The following is a 19,103-nucleotide window of genomic DNA, read 5'->3' on the forward strand; positions in this document are numbered from 1 at the left end:
TTTAACAATCAATCGATATGTAAAAAATAACATATCGATTTTCATAAATATCTAGAAAAACAAGATTGTTAACATAATAACAAAATAAGAGATTAAAAATATTTGTTAATTAGAAAAGTAAAAAAGAAGAATAACTCTTCTTTTTTACTTAATACGAAAATGATTTATTGAGGATTATTTTCGACAGGAAATCTGAGTGCTCTTACATCATTTCCGGTTGGAGATTGGTGAACTCTTAAGCCGAATTGAGGCAAAATAGCAAAGATATGATCAAATATATCTGATTGAATTGCCTCGTATTGAACCCAAACAGTGGTGTTCGTAAAGGCGTAAATTTCAATGGGTAGCCCATCCGAAGTTGGTGCTAATTGTCTTACCATAATCGTCATTTGCTTATGAACATTAGGATGGTTTTTTAAATAAGCTTCAACATACGCACGGAAGGTTCCAATATTGGTCATGCCTCGTTGGTTTAATGGTGTTTGACATTCATTGCCCAAGGTTGCATTGAATTGATTAATTTCACTTTCCTTATTTTTTATATAAGGCGCTAACAAGTGGGCCTTTTCCAGATTATCAATTTGTTTTTTATCTAAAAAATGGATGCTGTTAATATCAAGAGCAAGACTTCTTTTAATACGACGTCCTCCTGATTTTGTCATTGCTTGCCAGTTTTTAAAAGAATCTGAAATCAGAGAATAAGTTGGAATAGTCGTAACCGTATTATCCCAATTACGCACTTTGACAGTTGTTAAACTAATATCAATGACAGCGCCATCAGCTCCATATTTAGGCATTTCTAGCCAGTCACCAAGACTTATCATGTTGTTTGCAGATAATTGAATACCGGCGACTAATCCCATAATTGGATCTTTAAACACCAACATTAATACCGCCGTCATGGCGCCTAAACCACTGAGTAAAATAAGGGGTGATTTGCCAATAAGTAGGGAAATAATCATTATCCCAATCAGCACTGAGGCGGCGAGTTTTAAGCTTTGAAAAATACCTTTTAATGGTAATCGGCCAAATGAGGATGAATTTCTCATGATCTGCATACAGAGATCCATAATAGAGAAAAGCATCAACAAGCCAAAAATTAAGCACCATGCTTGAGCACTGGTGGTGAGAATTTCTTGGGTTTTACCCGATCCCATCCACACCAACGCTTGGATATTAACAACAATACCTTGGATTAAAAAAGCAAACCGACTAAATAACTTATTTATTTCTAGAGAAAGTTGCCATTTCTGATCGTACTGACTTATCGCTTTGGAAATTTTAGGTAAAACTAACCTGTGCAAAATAAAATGAAGAATGATTGCGACAAGAAAAATAATGGCTAAAACGAGTAGGAGAGAAGCAACTTGGGCGTACTCTTCATTAAATTGACGTATCCATGTAAGCAGTTGCTGCTGCATAAAATATCCTCATAGTTAATGCGGGTTGTATATTAAGATTATAGAAAAGAGAGCTTAGTTCAATAAGGTGAATTTTTTGTTACGAAAAATGCGAGGGTAAACGAAAGGGTGAATAAGCGTAGTAGAGTGAATAAAAGCCAGAAATAGTCTTTTGTACGATGAGGGTGCTATTTCTGGCTTTATACTATATTTTATTTTAAATCAAATAATTACAGTAAGCGAGTTGATGATAATTTTACAACAACTTGGTGCAGATGAGTAATAAAAGAAGTCATTGATTTCATATTAAGTATCCTATTAATAAAATGTGACTCATATCACAAATATTTTCTAAGATTGATTTTAATCACATTTCCATAACAGTCAATAGCTTTATACAAAAATATTTTAAATTTTAAATTATTTTTTATATTAAAGGTGTTTTTATTGTTTCCATAAATGGGTTCATATTGGAATGTTTTTTATCTTATTGTTTATTAAACATTTTTTTGTTTCGTCTAACAACAATGCTTAGTTGACTTTTTTCTATTGTGATTTTCGCTCAAATTTTTTGCTTTAAGCTAAAAATGGAATCGGAAAAAGAAAGGAAATCACTCAATGAATATCGAAACAAAAGAAGAACGTTTGCAAAAAATCATACAAGGTGAGAAGGACAAGTTAGCTCTTCAGCCTCCCGTTCATAATATGCAGTCTCAAGTTGTTACTGATGATGATGATGTGAAGATTGAGTTCAATCAAGTCAAATCATTACCAGATGAGACTGATAACGAAGTTAAAATGAACCGAGTTATCAAGTATGAGGTGGTTGTCACGGGGATTAATCTACGTTTGGCAGAATGGCGTACGAGTCCGAAAGGGATTTTAATTCTACCTAATAATAAAGATGTCTACATCACGATAGTGGATGACAACAAAACAGAAATTTCTTTAATGGGTAATCGAAGTGGGGTAGCATCATTACAATTAATCTTAAAAGATGAAGATGATGAAAACATTGTTCATTATGCAACACCGATTCAAATTCGAGTTACGCCTCCAAAGCCTAATCCTAATAATGATTGTATAGCGACTAATTGTGAGAAGTTTGATGACTTGTTAACAATACGTTCAGAATCTATGCAATGGCCAAGTAAGTGGGAAAGTGTTTCTAAAAGTTTTGTGGTACATCTTCAAGATGAAGAAGGTGAGGATAGTCAAAATAAAGAGGTCAAATTAATTTACGATGTGGAGAATAGCACATTAGCTGTTGAGCCAGAAATTTATAATTCCGATGGCGAGCAAAGTAATATTAGCAAAACGAACAAATACGGTATTGCAAATTTTAAAGTGAAATTTAAAAAGAGTGAACCTAAACAAATCGCTATATTCCATGCCGAAACTGAAAATAGCGAAGATCCAACGAAGCCAATTAAATCCAGAGATTACTATGTTGAAATGACAACGGAGAAATTGCCTTCTCCTAGAGTGCCTGCAACATTAAATGGTATTCTCAGCTATCATAGCGAAAATTATTGCGTTAACGCGAATCTTATTTTAGGTCGCGATATTAGTGAAAGCACACAAGTTGGGTTTTATTTTAATGACCAACTTAAGATGTTGCCATGTACTGACAAATCAGCCGTTTCTGTGAAATTAGAAAATCAGTCATTAACAAATGGTATTCATTATATTTCTTTCTTTACTGTTGATATATTCGATAATGTCTGTTTTTCTCGACGTGAACGTATTATTGTTGATAACTCTTTAACGGGGGAGTGCAGTAAACAAATTAGAAATATTGCACCTAAACCTAGTATTAGTGTCATTATTCCACAAATTTGTGACCGCTATTTTAACTCTGTAAATATTAGGCTTGTTCCTTCTTTATGTTTGCAAATTAAAAACCGCGTAGCAAAAATGAATATCCAAAAAATAGTCATCATCTTTAATGGTTATTCTCGGGCAAATAGCAGTGATAGAACTCTAGTGTATCGTTCTACACTTGAAATCTACGCCGATGATCCTCGTTTAGATGATTTCTTACACGATGCAACACTTAATAACGACCCTATTAATATCGTTGAAATTGTTGAGCCTGCATTAGAGAGTATTTTGGCAGATGCATTGCCTAATATTGAAGTCGGGCATCTCGGTATTCAGGTGATGGTATTTGAAAGAACAGGAAACTGTTATCTTTGTGGAGAAAATATGTATACGGTATCTCTGCGTTTACCTTGTGCTTAACATAAGAAGATTTTTTCTACTAAAGAGCCACATGATGTGGCTCTTTACGTTTAAAGCTACTGTTAGCTGAAAAGATGATTAGTGCGTCATTCGTTTTATAGCACCAGTAATGGATAAAATAGTGATTGAGCTTAAAATAAGCTGTATACCAATTAGCGCCATAACTAAAGCGATAGACGTTTCAAGATTAAATGCGAATAAGAAATAAGCGATAACTAAATCTAAAATACCCGCTAGAATATTAAACCAGCCATAATAATTATCTTTAATTTGTTTGAAACCGATAACTAAACGAAATATTCCTGCAAAAATAAATAAAAAACTAATAAAGAAAGCAAGACTTAGCATTCCTTGCAATGGATCAGAAATAAAAATATAGCCGAGCAGAAGATAAATAAAACCCGCTAATAATGTAATCAGTATTGACCAACCTGAAAACACTTGGGTATTAAAGCCACCAAAAATGGTCGAGATACCACAGACTATAAATATAATACCTAACAATACGCTGATAACGATACCAGAAGAGAGCGGATTAATAATACAGATAATACCCGCAATTAAACCTAATACAGCAATAACGTTCATTAAAGTGCATTGTTTTTTAACTAGTTTTTCTGTTAGTTGAGATAAATTATTTTTATTAATATCTAACATAGCAACCCCTTTTTCCTTATGTTTGGTACATAAGCTAAATTATAGCAATTTTTGCTTATATAGCATGATTTCTTTAAAAAAAAATATAATTAAAAAGAGGTATGAAGGTAGATAAATCATTTTTGAAATATAAAATTGAAAGAGTAGAGTGGTAGGTTAAATCAAAAAATAAATCAAATTTATAGCGGAGGTAAAATGTCTGATATAGTGTATTTAGACGGTCACTTTGTACCTAGAGAGCAGGCTAAAGTATCTGTTTTTGACCGTGGTTTTTTATTTGCAGATGCAGTTTATGAAGTTACTGCGGTTATCGATAGTCAACTAATCGACTTTAGCGGGCATTTCCAACGATTACAACGATCATGTAAAGAATTGGGTTTATCGATTCCCATTACTAAAGATCAATTAATTAATATTCATCATCAGCTTATCGAAAAAAATAATCTTCATGAAGGGCTTATTTATTTGCAAATAACTCGAGGTACAGATTCCTCTCGTTTTTTTGATTTTCCACCTTCATCCGTCTCTTCCACAATAGTGGCTTTTGTTCAACATTCAACAGTGGTTAATCACCCTAATGCAAAAGAAGGGATTTCAGTGATCAGTGTTGAAGATATTCGTTGGCAACGTTGTGATATAAAAACCGTTGCCCTATTAGCTGCTTGTTTAGCCAAACATCAAGCACATCAACAAGGTGCTGATGATGCCATTTTAATTAAAGAAGGCTATATAACAGAAGGTAGTTCAAGTAATTTCTTTATTGTTAATCATGATAATGAAATTATTACACGGCCACTGAGTCAGGATATTTTACCAGGTATTACACGCCAAGCGATTATTCAATTAGCGAAAGAAGAAGGGCTTAAAATAATAGAACGCCGATTTACACTTGATGAGGCGAAAAAAGCCAAAGAAGCTTTTATTAGCTCAGCGACTACATTAATTTGGCCAGTTATTTCAATCGATAATCAAGATATTAATCAGGGTGCAGTTGGGCATTTATCCCAACGGTTACGAGAGATTTACCTTGATAAAACACTTAAAAAATAATTGACTAGACAGATATTCTTTATCAAATTTATCGCACTGCTTTCAGATTTTTATTGTTATATAGCAGTGCGGTAAATTTATCATTTATTCTGTTAATCATTATCTGATAATTTCACTTCTAAAGGTAAAACAATAATAAAACCAATCCCTTTATTATTTAATCCTTCAGTAATAATTAGCGATGCTTGAATTTTTTTAGCGAGATTTTGTGCAATAGATAGACCTAATCCGCTGCCTGTTGCGTTAGAGCCAGGAACGCGATAAAAACGTGAAAATAGAGCATTGATATGTTCTTTTGCGACACCAGGGCCATTATCACGCACAATAACATGGATCCCTTCCACGTATCGATTCTCAATAGTTACCTCAACTTGACTACCTTTAGGGCAATATTTTATGGCATTATCAAGCAGATTATTAAATATAGAAAGTAAAGCCTGTTTATCGGTTTTAATCGTCAAAGCGTGGCCTTCATTAAGTGATAACTCAATATTTTTAGTAATCGCATAAGGAACGTGTTGTGCTATTGCATTTCCAATGACGTTATAGATATCAAGAGATTCTATTTTTAATGGGAAGTTGTCACATTCTAGTCGCGCTAAATCAATTAATTGATGAGAAAGAGCAGCTGCTCTATCAAGAGATTGTTTCATATCATCAATAATTTCTTCTCGCTCTTGCTGATCATCGACTAAAGAGAGTAAGTGTAATTGAGCAATAACTGCAGCTATTGGTGTTCTTAATTCATGAGCTGCATCTGCCATAAATTGTTTTTCACGAATATTGGCCTCGTCAATTCTGGCCATTAATTGGTTTAGTTCTTTAAAGATAGGGCGAATTTCTTTAAATTGTTGGCTTACATTAATTGGTGTTAAGTTACGCGGTTTGCGATTGGAGATAAGTTCAGCTGCTTGTCTTAAAGGCCGTAAACTAAAATATGCGGTAATTAAGATTGCAAAAATAACAGTTGCGAGAATAAATAAGAAAGGAATAAAGGTGCCTTCAACGGGGTTACTAATAACATGGCCTCTGTCTTCAACTGATTCACCAATAAAGACTTTTATTTTATGTTTTTCTCCCCAACTAAAAGAAAGTATCCATTTTTCACCAGCGACAGACACTTTTTCTGATGCTAATGAAAGTACTCTTGTAGGGATAGGCAACTCAGGGCGGTTAGTATAAATTAACGTATTATTTTCATCTAAGGCAATAAACCATGGTAGATATTGTAGTTCATCATCTTCACCATTAAGCATGGCATCGATATACATACCTTGTAAATTATGAGCGACTTCTTTGATAACTTCAGGTTGGTCAGCCACAATCTCTAAGGTATTAGCAAAACCCTCAGCAATAATTTCTTGCTGTTTGTTGTAAACTTTTTCGAACTCAGCAAGATAATCAAATTGTATCCAAGCTAACCAAACGCCCCAAAGCATAATTATGGAGATAATCTGAAGGACAATGGTGTAAATAAAGAAGGAGCGGATTTTCATTTAATTAGTTTCTTTTTTTAATAAATAACCTACGCCACGAACCGTGATAATACGTTCTTTACCTATTTTTCTCCGTAAATTATGCATATGCACTTCAAGGGAATTACTTTCAATTTTATCGTCTAAACCAAATAAACGTTGTTCCAACTCTGATTTACGCACCACATTGTCAGTATTACGCATTAATTCATATAATAGTTGATATTCTTTACCTGATAATAAAAGCAATTCGTCATTTAAAGTGACTTGATGGTTTGCTGGATTAAGTTGTAAATCGCCAATAGACCATATTTGTGAAGAAAAACCGGCCATTCTACGACTAACCGCTTTTACGCGAGAAATCAGTTCTGGCATAGCAAAAGGCTTTGGTAAGAAATCATCTGCACCTGAATCTAATGTTTGTACTAAATTATCAATTTGAGTGCGGGCAGTTAAAATGATAATCGGGATTTTCTCGCCATTTTTTCTAAGTGCAATCAGTTCATCCTGCCCCTCACCATCAGGTAGGCCTAAATCTAATAGCATTAAATCAAAAGGACGCTGACTTAATTGAACACGAGCATCTGCAAGCAATCTGACCCAACATGGCTGAAAACCAGCAATTTCAAGCCCGCGACAAAGTGCTTTACCGAGTTGTAAATCGTCTTCAACCAATAAAATATTCATGATAATACCTATCTAAAATTGTCTTAAGAAAGTATAAGAGCCAAATAAAAATTGAGCAATATAATAAAATGCAAAGCAAGGTTTGATTAATGAACTCTTAATGTAAGATAAATTTTTATTTAATATGTATTACTAAAAATAAATGACTGGAATTTTTAGAAATAAATTGAGGTAAGTATGCCACTTATTTCATGTTTATCGCATTAAGGCATTTAATATTAAAGATGTATTTAGATAGAATCCGTGTAATAAACACTAATGTGAATAATAAATATCTCGTCTTATTATGCTAAAGTAACTTAAATACTTTATTTAAACTACTTTAGATTTAAAAGTGAAGTCTATTATAAAATGATATTCAATAAATAAGGTTTCATTTTTAAAATAATATAAATATAAAACATTGATTTCATTGGTTAATATAGCTATCAAATTGATGTCTTATTCTTTTATTAAAAATAAATAGTTGTTTTAATATATCCCTGTTGTACAACATTTTATTAGATTTAAATTATTTACTTGATTCATCTATACTCTTGCAATAAATATTAACTACTTGAAAAGGAATTTAATTTTTAATAAAAGGAATTTATATGAAATTAGATGGTGTTATTTAGTATAAATTAAATCATTCTGTGTCAGAAATGCTCCCAACCCTCTGGGAGCATTTCACATGATGTTATTACTTATAAAGTGAGTTATCCCACAATATTAAGTTAAATGGCAAATTTAATGGTACCACCAATAACATATCATTAGCCCAATGTTGAAATAGCCAATAACTTTTTGGCATTAATGTATATTTTGTGTCGTCAATAATTGTTGTTTTATCTTACTGATAACGAACAGAAATTTGTATTTTTCCATTTTTACTTATTGGTGAAACCTGCCAAATTTAATGATTAATTAGCAAAATGATCAGTAATTGATACTGATCTTTTTGTTTTTCACAATGTGAAGTAAACCATCGCCTAAATGCATAAGATCCGATAGCCTTAAACTTGTATATTTAAATAGTATATACAAGTGTGAAGATATTTTTCTTTGCATAAATTCTTATTGGTAGCAGGAGGCTTTAAATGAGTTTGTTGTTCTCCCCTAAAAAACTAGGCCCCCATCAGTTAGATAACCGTATTATCGTTGCACCTATGTGCCAATATTCAGCACAAGAAGGTTACCCGACAGCATGGCACACTATTCATTATGGGCAACTAGCACTATCTGGTGCGTCGCTAGTGATTGTTGAAGCAACTGCGGTTGAGCCAAGAGGTCGTATTAGTTATAAAGATTTAGGCATTTGGTCTGATCAACATGGCAATGAATTAAAAAAACTTGTTGATAATATTAAGCAATATTCACCTGCAAAAATGGGTATACAGATTGCACATGCAGGACGTAAAGCATCGACCGATTTACCTTGGAATGGCGGAGCATCATTAGCGCCAGGAACTCCTAATGGATGGCAAAAAGTTGCACCTTCAGAAATTCCTTTTGGAAAAAATCATCAGCCTCATGCTCTGGCTATTGATGAAATTGAAGAAATAAAACAAGCTTTTGTTGATGCTGCGAGAAGAGCTGAGTCAGCAGGATTTGATGTTATTGAGATCCACGGTGCTCATGGGTATTTATTGCATGAATTCTTATCTCCATTATCAAATCACAGAACGGATCAATACGGTGGCGATTTCAATAATCGTAGTCGGTTATTGGTGGATATCTTTGTGGCTGTGAAAAATGCAGTTTCTGATAATGTCTGTGTCGGTATCAGAATTTCTGCGACTGATTGGGTGGAAGGTGGTTGGGACTTAGAAAGTACGATTGCGTTAACACAACATCTTGAAGAATTAGGTTGTCATTATATTCATGTTTCTTCTGGTGGATTATCAGAAAAACAAGAAATTAAACTGGGTCCTAATTACCAAGTACCATTTGCCCAAGCAATTTATAATGAAACGCAACTACCTGTTATTACTGTTGGTTTAATTACCGAGCCAGAACAGGCCGAAGCCATTTTGCTTACAGAGCAAGCTGACTTTATCGCTTTGGGTCGAGGTATTCTTTATGATCCTCGCTGGCCTTGGCATGCGGCAGAAAAACTCAAACAAACCATCAAAGTAGCGCCTCAATACTTACGTTGTGCGCCTCATGGTAGCAAAGACTTTTTTAAATAGTGATATTAAGCCACGGGAAATAACAGAGGGTTATTAAGGGTATCCGTGGCTTTTTCTTTAATAACCTTTATGATGGTGCGGATAAACTGCAAGCATAATCGTATTGTGTTGTAAAAATAGGTCGTAAACAAGATGAAAAAGAATCCTTTATTGCTTCAACCAAGGATTGCCTAAGACGATGTGTTTTGAATGCGAACACATCATCAGAGAATTAAGCATTCTTTGATGGCTCATTAATTTATTACGAGTCATATTATGAAAAATAAACATTGGTCACGTGTAGAATATCTGCACGAAACAGTTAAAAATCAAAATATTATCATTAAAGGGCAACACAGTTATTACAGTGATTGTTGGGATGATGGTTTTGAAACTTCTGTTGTTCGTTATCTTTATGGTGATGAAGTTAGCCTGCAATGGGAGCCATTGTGGGAAATTGATAAATTATATGTTGGTGATTATGTCTGTATTGGCGCACAGGCGGTTATATTAATGGGTGGAAATCATACTCACCGTATGGATTGGTTTTCACTCTATCCTTTTATGGATAAGCTTGAGGAAGCCTATATTGGTAAAGGTGATACTCATATTCATGATGGTGTATGGATAGGAATGCGTGCAATGATAATGCCCGGTGTGACGATTGGAGAAGGTGCTATTGTTGCGGCTAATAGTGTTGTTTCCAAAAATGTTGAGCCTTATAGCATTGTGGGAGGGATACCCGCTCGACACCTTAAATATCGTTTTGAGCCAAAGGTTATTGAGCAACTTTTATCTTTAAAGATTTACCAATGGTCGGAAAAGAAATTTGAAACACTTAGACCTCTTTTATGCCAATCATCAATTGATAAATTATTAATCGCAGAAGCACAATTTATTGAATAATGCTAACCCCCTAAACAGAAATAAGTTTAGGGGATTTACTTAGTGTTTCGTTTAATAAATGGCATTATTATTTCTAGATTAGAGATACCCTTTATTTGATCATTATCTCAAAAGTAAAAAATTTTTATTCTTTGTAAATAGCGAATAAATTTATTTGAATTTTATTTCCTTTTTTCATCAATATTCTTTAGTTATTGATTATTATTTAAATATGAATCAAGTAGAGACTTTTTATTTATAATAAAGTTAATTGTATTGTGATGTTATTATCTTTAATTAATAGAGTTTCAATTTATTATTAGTTTATTTTATAATATATATAATGTGTAAAAAATAAAATACATATTACTCTATATATGAGTTAATTAATTATGGAGTGATGTGGATATGATTAAAAATAAATATTTTAAGGTGAAACTATTAGTTATTTCATTATTATCATCACCTTTATCTTATGCAAATAATACGACCTTATTAGGTGTAAATAGTAGAGCCGATGGTAATGAATCTACGGCAGTTGGATACAATACGTGGGCACATTCTGATCAATCAACGGCAATTGGTGCTAATGCAGGAGCCGAAGGCGAAAATGCAACTGCAATAGGTCATAAAAGTACAGCTATTGGTGATAATGCGATGTCATTGGGAAGTGGTGCTATGGCTATTGGAGAAGGTTCTCTTTCTATTGGAACACAAGCTTATAGTGAAAATAAAGATTCAATTAGTATAGGGAGAGGGGCAATAAATAACGCTGAAAATGGTGTTATTTTAGGTAGTGGTAGCCACCTTTCTGATAATGCAGATAATTCAGTTATTATTGGTAGCAAATCTTCCGGATCAGCAAGTAATGCGATTATATTAGGCGATAACAGTAGTAATAATCGTAATAATACATTATCAATCGGCAGTGATAAAAATCAGAGACAAATTATTAATGTTGCCGCAGGAACTGAAGATACCGATGCGGTTAATATTTCTCAATTAAGGAAAGAAAAAAATAATATTCTTATTGAGACAGATGAGCGTATTAATGAAAATAATAAAGTAATAACAGAAAATATTATAAAAGCAAATGAAACAGTCTTAAAAGAAAGTGAATTAAAGGCAAAAGCATTTGCTGAAAGTGCAGAAAAAAAATCAAATCAATATACTGATAATAAAATCAAAGAACACCAAGATAATACAGTTAGTTATATCAATGAAGTTAAAAATGAAATTTATCTTTATAATGAAGACAGGTTATCTGATGTTAGGGTAGATGCTGAAAATTATACTAATAATAAAGTTAATAATATGAAAGAAGGAATCGAAAAAAACATAAATACTAGAGTTGCTGAATCTGAAAATAAGAGTAAAGAATACACTGATTTTAAAGTGAATGAGCATGATAAAAAAATAGTTAAACATGTTGATAATATTAAAGATGAAATGACTTTTTTAACAACTCGAAAGGTTAATGCATCAGAAAAAAATGCTAACAGTTATACAGATATTGAGATCAGTAAAATAGCATCAGGTGTGGAAAGGCTGATTGGAAAAAATAATGCGAAATTAACCAAAGAACATCAAAATTATGTTACCCAAAAAGGAAATGAGTATATTTATGTGACTAACACGATAATTAATGAAAGAGATGAATCGCTGAAGGAATATATCGAAAAATCAAAAAATGATTCTATCTCTATCGCAAATGAATACACCAATAATAAATTTAAAAATATCTTTCTTGATAATGATATTGCACTTAAGAATATGGATAATAAAATTGATAAGGCAGACAAAAGGGCAAGTGCGGGCATTGCTTCTGTCGCAGCGATGGCTAATATTCCTTACGTGACTAATCACACATTTAGTTTAGGTGTGGGAGTGGGTAATTATCGTGATGCGAATGCATTGGCAACCGGTGCCCAGTATCAAATAACAGAAAGTGCCATTATTCGCGTTTCTGCTTCATGGAACACAGAAGATCGCGGTGTTGTCGGCGGCGGTGTTTCTTATGGCTGGTAAAGCACTTTTGTATTGTATTCGATAGAATGAAAATTAGGGATAAGGCTGTTTCTTTTTTATTTATCTACTGGCTTTTATACCTTCGATTTGAATAATAAAGATAACAGCCTTTGTTTTCTATAATGAGTAAATTATGATCTATCTTCATTCTGGTGGTGGTGTTTTTGAAAAACAAGTAAGAGTTAATAAAATAGCAACGGAAAAAGCGCAAGAAATTGCTAAAAATAAGATAAAACAAGTGGCACAACTTAGCACTTTTGCAGATTTTCCTGTTGATATTGAAGATGTCGGGGTGATATTACTGATTGAACCCACTATTGAATTCGCGCTGGAAGTGGGGCGATTGTATTCACAATCAACGGATATTGTTATTGCTGAAAGTGCAATAGTGGGACGGAAACTGACTTTGTGTCAGATTGAATTTGTGGTAACAAAAATCTGTGTTCTGTGATTTTTTAGATTTATTCAGTTATCCACATTAATTGTGGATAACTCTTGTCTTACATGTTAGTAATCTTATTATTTATTGATTTTATTGGTTATTTTGTTTTGATTGAAAAATATCCATCTAAATTAATGTTATTAATACTTTGTTATTATTAAAAATAATAAAAAACTTAATAAAATAGTGTAGTTTTTAATTAAGAAAGATAAAAAGTATGACAAATCTCTCTATAAGATATTATTTATCGAATAATGGAGTTGGTTTTCCGTCATGATCAACCGCAACAAAATTAAACTGACCGTGGATCACTTCTTCACGACCTTCTGCGTACATATCTTCAAGAAAAATAGAAACATTTACCGTCAAACTTGTACGACCAACACGAATAACTTCACCTACTAATTCAATAATCGTCCCGGATGGAATAGGGTGATTAAAATTTATTTTTTCAGTTGAAACTGTCACTAGGCGTTTACGGCTAAAACGAGTGGCGGTAATAAATGAAACTTCATCCATCCAAGCTAATGCTGTGCCACCAAAGAGTGTTGAGTGGTGATTAGTCGTAGTAGGGAATATGACTTTAGATACACGGGTGATTGAATTTTTAATTTTATCTTGTAGTTCAAGAGATAAGTCAGAGATGGACATAACAATAAAGCCTTCTTTTTATACTGTAGGGAGAAATTGCCCACAGTATAAAATAGAGTAAATTGAAAGCAAAGTAGATGAAGGGCTGATTATATCGCTCATAATTAAAAGGTTATTTCACCAGTTAAAAAGAGTACAGCCTCTCCTGTCAGTAAAACACGATTATCTTTTAGCGCACAGTCGATATTTCCACCTCGTTTTGAAACTTGCCTTGCTTTTAATTGTTTTTTATTGAGTTTATTACTCCAAATTGGCGCTAATACACAGTGAGACGTACCAGTAACGGGATCTTCATTTACCCCTTTTACGGGGGCAAAGAAACGAGAAATAAAATCAAAAGGAGAGTGGCCTTTAGCTGTGATAATCACGCCGGGTAAATCTAACTGTGCGATTTGAGAGAAATCAGGTTGATAACTAATCACTGTTTCAGGATCAGATAAAAAGCAAACATAACGATCACGCGCTTGCCAAACTTCATCTATTTGTAATGCTAATTTTTCTTCAATCGCTGATTTTATACCGTTATTCAACGTCGCGGGTATGGCTGGGAAATTAAGTGTAAAGAGAGTGCTTTGACAAGAAACAGTGAGTTCACCCGAAAGAGATTGGAATTTAAAGAGATCATCAGGGGACTGTTTTATCGTTTTTAGTACAAAAGCAGTGGCCAATGTTGCGTGTCCACAAAGGGGAACTTCAATTTTAGGTGTAAACCAACGAATATGGTCGCCAACTAAAAAAGCGGTTTCAGGTAAATTAATCTCACTAGCAAGAGTAATTAAGGTGTTATCAGGCAACCATTCTTCTAATAAAACGACAGCCGCAGGATTTCCTGAAAAAGGTAGAGAGGAAAAAGCATTAACATAATAAATAGGAAGAACAGTCATCGCATTACCTTAGTGATAAACTATCAACAAATAGAAAGTAATGAGATTAAGTGTTTTAAATATTAGGTGCAATACTTAAAAACAGTGTTTAAATTGTAGGATATAACAGTAAAAAGCCATGCCTAACTAATTAGACATGGCTTCAATAACGAGCAAGTGAAATTAAGCTTGTGCTTTCTCTCTGCTATCTGCGCTTTGTAAAATCTTACGAACTGGAATAATCAGTGCAGCAAGAACAACGGCACAAATAACCAGAGCGATAGAAACATGAGAGAAGAAATCAGGCATCACATCCAATTTGTCTGGACGAATATTTCCCCCCATTAAACCAGCAGCTAAATTACCTAATGCGCTTGCACAGAACCATAATCCCATGACCTGACCACGCATTTTAGCTGGAGCTAAAATAGTCATTGTAGCAAGACCAATAGGACTTAAGCACAATTCACCCAATGTTAGTAATAAGATACTGCCAATTAACCAAAGTGGTGAAACGCCTTGTCCTGTTGCAATAACACTTTCAGATGCAAACATCATGACGGTAAAGCCACCCGCTGCAAATAAAATACCAATCACAAATTTAGTCATACTGCTTAAATTCATATTATTACGTGCCATCATTGGCCATAACCAGCTAAATACAGGCGCAAGAATAATAATAAACAGGGCATTAACAGATTGGAACCAAACTGCTGGGATCTCAAAACCCATAAAGTTTAAGTCAGTATAGTCGTTGGCAAATAAATTAAATGATGTCGGTTTTTGTTCGAATGCAGACCAGAAAAGGGCTGCTGAAACCAGTAATAGGAAACAAACAAATAAGCGAGAACGGTCACTACTGCTTAATCCAGCAAATAGGAATAAATAGATAAAATAGGCGATAACACTACCGGAAATCACATAAACCATAAAGTTAGCCACAACAACTGGGTTAAAAGGAATAACACCAGAAATGATAAGACCAACAATTGCCATAAGAACGACAGATAACGCTAAAATCCATTGACCGACATTACGACGAACAACCGTTGGGCGATCCCAACTTGAATCTAAACCCACTTCGCTATCAAAGCGACGCATGGTCGGTACTGCGTAAAAGCGGAAAATCAGTAACGCAACAAGCATACCAATCCCACCGATACCAAAGCCCCAATGCCAGCCATAATCACGCACTAAGAAACCGGTGATGAGTGGTGCAATAAATGAACCCATATTGATACCCATATAAAATAAGGAGAATCCACCATCACGGCGAGTATCATCCTTTTTATATAAGGTTCCTACCATCACAGTTACGCAGGTTTTAAATAGTCCTGTACCCAATACAATCAGTAATAAACCGATAAAGAACAGATTTTGTGACCAAAACGCTGAAAGTGCGATGGATAAGTGCCCTAACGCGATAAAGATAGAGCCATACCATACAGCTAGGCGTTGACCTAACCAGTTATCAGCTAGCCAACCTCCAGGTAACGAGGTTAAATAAACACCGCCTGCGAAAATACCCACAATAGCAGATGCCTGCTCTCTGGGGATTTCCATGCCACCCTCATAAACGGTTGCCGCCATAAATAGAATTAATAATGGGCGAATACCATAGAAAGAAAAGCGTTCCCACATTTCGGTGAAGAAAAGAGAGCTTAATGGATATGGGTGGCCAAAGAAAGTTCGGCTAGATTTTGAGTGAGTAGATTGCATCTTAAATTCCCAAAAAAAACCTCTACAGGTCGTTTGCAAGTAAAAAGAACAAAATATTAGCTAGTGGTTGAACAAAATTATTTCATTCTGTTATCAATATCCACTGCATTTAATTAATATATTTTTAACATACTTTTGTCGTAATTTAGTGACTAAAAGTATATTTAATACTTTATAAACCATTTTTTGGTGCAAAAGTCGATAAAAATCTCATTTTGCAATAGTTAACCTTGCAATTTTTTGAAAAAAGAGGACAAGAAGATTTTAGAGGTCTTAACAAATAGGTATTGAGAATATTCTTAATAAACAACAAATTACAAAAAACAGAATAAAAAAAGTAACAATTAGGCCTTTAAATGTAAAAGTATAATTTTTTGAAGAAAAAAAACTATTAACTGATCTGATTTGTAGATTTTTTGACTACTTTTTTTGTGGCGTTCTAAAGCTTAACCAAGAATAAATGAGATTAAAAAAGACAACGGCTGCGGTGAAATAAAAAACAGCTCTAAATCCATAGCTTGCAGCAACAAAAGCACCCATTAACGGACCTGTAACATTTCCAACATCTCTTAGTGCTTGGTTATAACTAAAAATGCGACCCGCAATAGCTGGGGTAATATTATAGAGAATAAGCGTTTGTACGGCAGGTAACATAGCTGCATTGACCGCACCAAGTAAAAATCGTAATGCACCAAGTTCCCAATAATTACTGACCAATGCCATTGGAATCAGCATAAAAATAGAGAGCCCGAGGGTAAAAATAAGGACTTTATCAGGGCCAATTCGGTCACCTAGCTTACCAAAACGAGGTGCGCTGATCAGAGCCGCAATACCCGGTACGGAGGCGACAACACCACTGATAAAGGCAAGATTGCTGACTGAACCTGTTAATTCACGAATATAAAGTGTCAAAATAGGTGTAACAGAGCCTGTTGCTATTTGAATAATCATTGTGGTGAAAAACAGGCATACAACGAGCCTTTTATTTTTAAGTGATGAAAAGACCTGTTTTGTGGTTAGTGCGTCTTTTTTAGAAACAGGCGTGAAGTTTTCACTCACGAAAAAGAGGGTGACTAAAAAGCAAATAAATAAAACCGCTGAAGTAATAAAGAAGACAGGTCGTAAACCGTAGAGATCGGCAAGCATACCACCAATTAAAGGGCCTATTAATGCGCCACTCACTGCGCCTGTTGAAAGTGTACCTAATGCCCAGCCGCTTTTTTTAACCGGAACTTGGGTTGCAATTAACGCATTTGCATTTGGAACAAAGCCACCTAATATACCAAGCAAGGCTCGCAGTACTAATAATTGCCATATATTTTGAGCAAATCCGATTAATACCATTACAATCGCCATACCAAGGGCAGAACGTAACAGCATTAATTTTCGACCTTTTCTATCCGATAATTTCCCCCAAAAAGGCGCTGCAATGGCAGAAAAAAGGAAGGTAATACTAAATGCAACACCCGTCCAAAGATTAAGCTCTTCATGATCGGTTATACCTAATTCTTCAACATATAAAGGAAGAAAAGGCATAATTAAACTAAAACCTGCGCCAGTTAAAAAACAACCAAACCAGACAATATAAAGATTACGTTTCCAAGAATTATTTCGGGGCTTGAGATCCATGTTACTCCTTTAGCCGAGAACGAGAGAGTAAACCAAGAAAATAGGCTGAACATAACCGTGGTGACGTTGAATATTGTGACAACGCATCGGTCTTCTTATTTATAGTGAATAAGAATATAGCCATGATACAGAATAAGTGCGATAGGTCTTGCTCTTATAATGTGTTTTTGCAGGAGTTTACAGCTTGTGCTGTTGCTGATTTTATTATTGTTGCTTCAGCGTGTTGTCATATTAAAAAGTGGCTACTTTAGAATAAAACAGCCACGTTGTGATTAGTGTACTTTCTTTATTTCGTTATATAAAGAAGCGTCACCTTCTGGGCGAGTTTTAAAGCGACGATGCAACCACATATATTGGTCAGGAGCGCGTAAGATTTCTTGCTCTATTACTTTATTCATAGCATTCGCGGCATTTTCTTCGCTATCAAGTGGGAAGTTTGCTACTGCCGGTGAAATAATCAACTCATATCCTTTGGCTTCGGGTAATCGCTTAGGAGTAAATGGAATTAAAGCCGGGTTTCCCGTTTTTGCTAGAATATAGGTGCCTGTTGTTGTCGCTGCTTTATCAACAGCAAATAATGGAACAAAAACACTTTTACGTGGGCCATAGTCATGATCTGGGGCATACCAAAGGATCTCACCTGCTTTAAGGTTGCGGATCATTCCTTTTAGATCTTTTCTATCAAGCATAAATTTATTGGAGCGTAATCGACCCCAAGTTTGTAGCCAATCCATAACTGGATTGTCATTTGGACGATAAACACCAATACCGGGATTTAACATACCAAAAATACGAGCGCCTAATTCTAAAGTTAGAAAGTGGATCCCAACAACAATAATGCCTTGACCTGTTTCTTGTACTTTTTGAATATTCTCTCTGCCACTGACTTTAACCCAGCGTTTTACACGCCAATCAGGCCAAAACCAAGCCATACCTGTTTCAAATAATCCCATACCCACAGATTCGAAGTTTTTATTCACTAAGGCTTCGCGTTCACTCTTAGGCATTTGTGGAAAACAGAGTTCGAGATTACGTTCTGCTATTTGGACTCGTTTTTTTAAAAAAACCTTTGAAAGACGTCCTAAACGCGTGCCTAACCAATAAATAACAGGATAAGGGAGCAGAACCAGAATATAAAGTAATCCGATCCCAAACCAAGTCAGCCAATATTTAGGCTGCAAAAATGATTTTTTAAATGGAGGTGACTTTATCATAAGCCTATC

The 19,103-nt window shown here is 34.5% G+C and carries 15 protein-coding genes; 6 read left to right on the forward strand and 9 right to left on the reverse strand.

All coding sequences use genetic code 11. The annotated features are described in order from the left end of the window. Window positions 1-164: 164 nt before the first annotated feature. Entirely contained in the window at window positions 165-1,421 is a 1,257-nt protein-coding gene (locus tag GWI59_RS13965; protein WP_072063150.1) for a mechanosensitive ion channel family protein, read from the reverse strand. A gap of 597 nt (window positions 1,422-2,018) precedes the next feature. Here GWI59_RS13965 and GWI59_RS13970 point away from each other — a divergent pair. Further along, window positions 2,019-3,644, forward strand: coding sequence for a hypothetical protein (locus GWI59_RS13970; RefSeq protein ID WP_109847261.1), 1,626 nt, complete (start codon window positions 2,019-2,021; stop codon window positions 3,642-3,644). Between the two features lie 78 nt (window positions 3,645-3,722). On the opposite strand, the gene GWI59_RS13975 is transcribed toward GWI59_RS13970, so the two are convergent. Further along, window positions 3,723-4,301: an HdeD family acid-resistance protein gene (locus GWI59_RS13975; RefSeq protein ID WP_109847262.1), complete on the reverse strand. Its 579-nt coding sequence runs from the start codon at window positions 4,299-4,301 to the stop codon at window positions 3,723-3,725. Between the two features lie 195 nt (window positions 4,302-4,496). On the opposite strand from GWI59_RS13975, the gene GWI59_RS13980 reads away from it, so the two are divergent. Further along, the gene (locus GWI59_RS13980; protein WP_109847263.1) at window positions 4,497-5,351 is read left to right on the forward strand and encodes a D-amino-acid transaminase; all 855 of its coding nucleotides are present in this window, start codon (window positions 4,497-4,499) and stop codon (window positions 5,349-5,351) included. Window positions 5,352-5,443: 92 nt separating this feature from the next. Here GWI59_RS13980 and GWI59_RS13985 read toward each other — a convergent pair whose 3' ends face one another. Both GWI59_RS13985 and GWI59_RS13990 read right to left on the reverse strand, forming a co-directional pair. Then, the gene (locus tag GWI59_RS13985) at window positions 5,444-6,847 is read right to left on the reverse strand and encodes an ATP-binding protein (protein WP_161724937.1); all 1,404 of its coding nucleotides are present in this window, start codon (window positions 6,845-6,847) and stop codon (window positions 5,444-5,446) included. Then, complete coding sequence (locus GWI59_RS13990; protein WP_115065477.1) at window positions 6,848-7,513, reverse strand: response regulator; 666 nt, start codon at window positions 7,511-7,513, stop codon at window positions 6,848-6,850. Window positions 7,514-8,592: 1,079 nt separating this feature from the next. On the opposite strand from GWI59_RS13990, the gene GWI59_RS13995 reads away from it, so the two are divergent. From GWI59_RS13995 to GWI59_RS14010, 4 genes are all read left to right on the forward strand, one after another. Next, the gene (locus tag GWI59_RS13995; RefSeq protein WP_006533245.1) at window positions 8,593-9,684 is read left to right on the forward strand and encodes an NADH:flavin oxidoreductase/NADH oxidase; all 1,092 of its coding nucleotides are present in this window, start codon (window positions 8,593-8,595) and stop codon (window positions 9,682-9,684) included. 255 nt (window positions 9,685-9,939) lie between these two features. Continuing rightward, a complete protein-coding gene (locus GWI59_RS14000; RefSeq protein ID WP_006533243.1) occupies window positions 9,940-10,569 on the forward strand; it encodes a CatB-related O-acetyltransferase in 630 nt (209 codons plus the stop codon). A 387-nt stretch (window positions 10,570-10,956) separates the two neighbouring features. Continuing rightward, entirely contained in the window at window positions 10,957-12,576 is a 1,620-nt protein-coding gene (locus GWI59_RS14005) for a YadA-like family protein (protein ID WP_109847266.1), read from the forward strand. A gap of 133 nt (window positions 12,577-12,709) precedes the next feature. After that, complete coding sequence (locus tag GWI59_RS14010; protein ID WP_109847267.1) at window positions 12,710-13,027, forward strand: hypothetical protein; 318 nt, start codon at window positions 12,710-12,712, stop codon at window positions 13,025-13,027. Between the two features lie 231 nt (window positions 13,028-13,258). On the opposite strand, the gene GWI59_RS14015 is transcribed toward GWI59_RS14010, so the two are convergent. The 5 genes from GWI59_RS14015 to GWI59_RS14035 form a co-directional block, all read right to left on the reverse strand. After that, a complete protein-coding gene (locus tag GWI59_RS14015; RefSeq protein ID WP_161724940.1) occupies window positions 13,259-13,669 on the reverse strand; it encodes an acyl-CoA thioesterase in 411 nt (136 codons plus the stop codon). 104 nt (window positions 13,670-13,773) lie between these two features. After that, window positions 13,774-14,553: a PhzF family phenazine biosynthesis protein gene (locus GWI59_RS14020; protein WP_109847268.1), complete on the reverse strand. Its 780-nt coding sequence runs from the start codon at window positions 14,551-14,553 to the stop codon at window positions 13,774-13,776. A gap of 162 nt (window positions 14,554-14,715) precedes the next feature. After that, window positions 14,716-16,251, reverse strand: a complete 1,536-nt coding sequence (locus GWI59_RS14025) for a peptide MFS transporter (RefSeq protein ID WP_161724942.1) — start codon at window positions 16,249-16,251, stop codon at window positions 14,716-14,718. Between the two features lie 420 nt (window positions 16,252-16,671). Then, window positions 16,672-17,880 (reverse strand): multidrug efflux MFS transporter MdtG, encoded by a 1,209-nt coding sequence (gene mdtG / locus GWI59_RS14030; RefSeq protein WP_072063139.1) that lies wholly within the window; start codon window positions 17,878-17,880, stop codon window positions 16,672-16,674. A 272-nt stretch (window positions 17,881-18,152) separates the two neighbouring features. Next, window positions 18,153-19,094 (reverse strand): Kdo(2)-lipid IV(A) acyltransferase, encoded by a 942-nt coding sequence (locus tag GWI59_RS14035; RefSeq protein WP_115065476.1) that lies wholly within the window; start codon window positions 19,092-19,094, stop codon window positions 18,153-18,155. Between the last annotated feature and the right edge of the window lie 9 nt (window positions 19,095-19,103).

The organism is Proteus sp. G2673 (assembly GCF_009915125.1).
Taxonomy (GTDB): domain Bacteria; phylum Pseudomonadota; class Gammaproteobacteria; order Enterobacterales; family Enterobacteriaceae; genus Proteus; species Proteus penneri.

Bases quoted from the DNA above. Each gene is read 5' to 3' on its own strand.
- GWI59_RS13965 (WP_072063150.1), bottom strand. From the start codon at position 1,421: ATGCAGCAGCAACTGCTTACATGGATACGTCAATTTAATGAAGAGTAC.
- GWI59_RS13970 (WP_109847261.1), top strand. From the start codon at position 2,019: ATGAATATCGAAACAAAAGAAGAACGTTTGCAAAAAATCATACAAGGT.
- GWI59_RS13975 (WP_109847262.1), bottom strand. From the start codon at position 4,301: ATGTTAGATATTAATAAAAATAATTTATCTCAACTAACAGAAAAACTA.
- GWI59_RS13980 (WP_109847263.1), top strand. From the start codon at position 4,497: ATGTCTGATATAGTGTATTTAGACGGTCACTTTGTACCTAGAGAGCAG.
- GWI59_RS13985 (WP_161724937.1), bottom strand. From the start codon at position 6,847: ATGAAAATCCGCTCCTTCTTTATTTACACCATTGTCCTTCAGATTATC.
- GWI59_RS13990 (WP_115065477.1), bottom strand. From the start codon at position 7,513: ATGAATATTTTATTGGTTGAAGACGATTTACAACTCGGTAAAGCACTT.
- GWI59_RS13995 (WP_006533245.1), top strand. From the start codon at position 8,593: ATGAGTTTGTTGTTCTCCCCTAAAAAACTAGGCCCCCATCAGTTAGAT.
- GWI59_RS14000 (WP_006533243.1), top strand. From the start codon at position 9,940: ATGAAAAATAAACATTGGTCACGTGTAGAATATCTGCACGAAACAGTT.
- GWI59_RS14005 (WP_109847266.1), top strand. From the start codon at position 10,957: ATGATTAAAAATAAATATTTTAAGGTGAAACTATTAGTTATTTCATTA.
- GWI59_RS14010 (WP_109847267.1), top strand. From the start codon at position 12,710: ATGATCTATCTTCATTCTGGTGGTGGTGTTTTTGAAAAACAAGTAAGA.
- GWI59_RS14015 (WP_161724940.1), bottom strand. From the start codon at position 13,669: ATGTCCATCTCTGACTTATCTCTTGAACTACAAGATAAAATTAAAAAT.
- GWI59_RS14020 (WP_109847268.1), bottom strand. From the start codon at position 14,553: ATGACTGTTCTTCCTATTTATTATGTTAATGCTTTTTCCTCTCTACCT.
- GWI59_RS14025 (WP_161724942.1), bottom strand. From the start codon at position 16,251: ATGCAATCTACTCACTCAAAATCTAGCCGAACTTTCTTTGGCCACCCA.
- mdtG (WP_072063139.1), bottom strand. From the start codon at position 17,880: ATGGATCTCAAGCCCCGAAATAATTCTTGGAAACGTAATCTTTATATT.
- GWI59_RS14035 (WP_115065476.1), bottom strand. From the start codon at position 19,094: ATGATAAAGTCACCTCCATTTAAAAAATCATTTTTGCAGCCTAAATAT.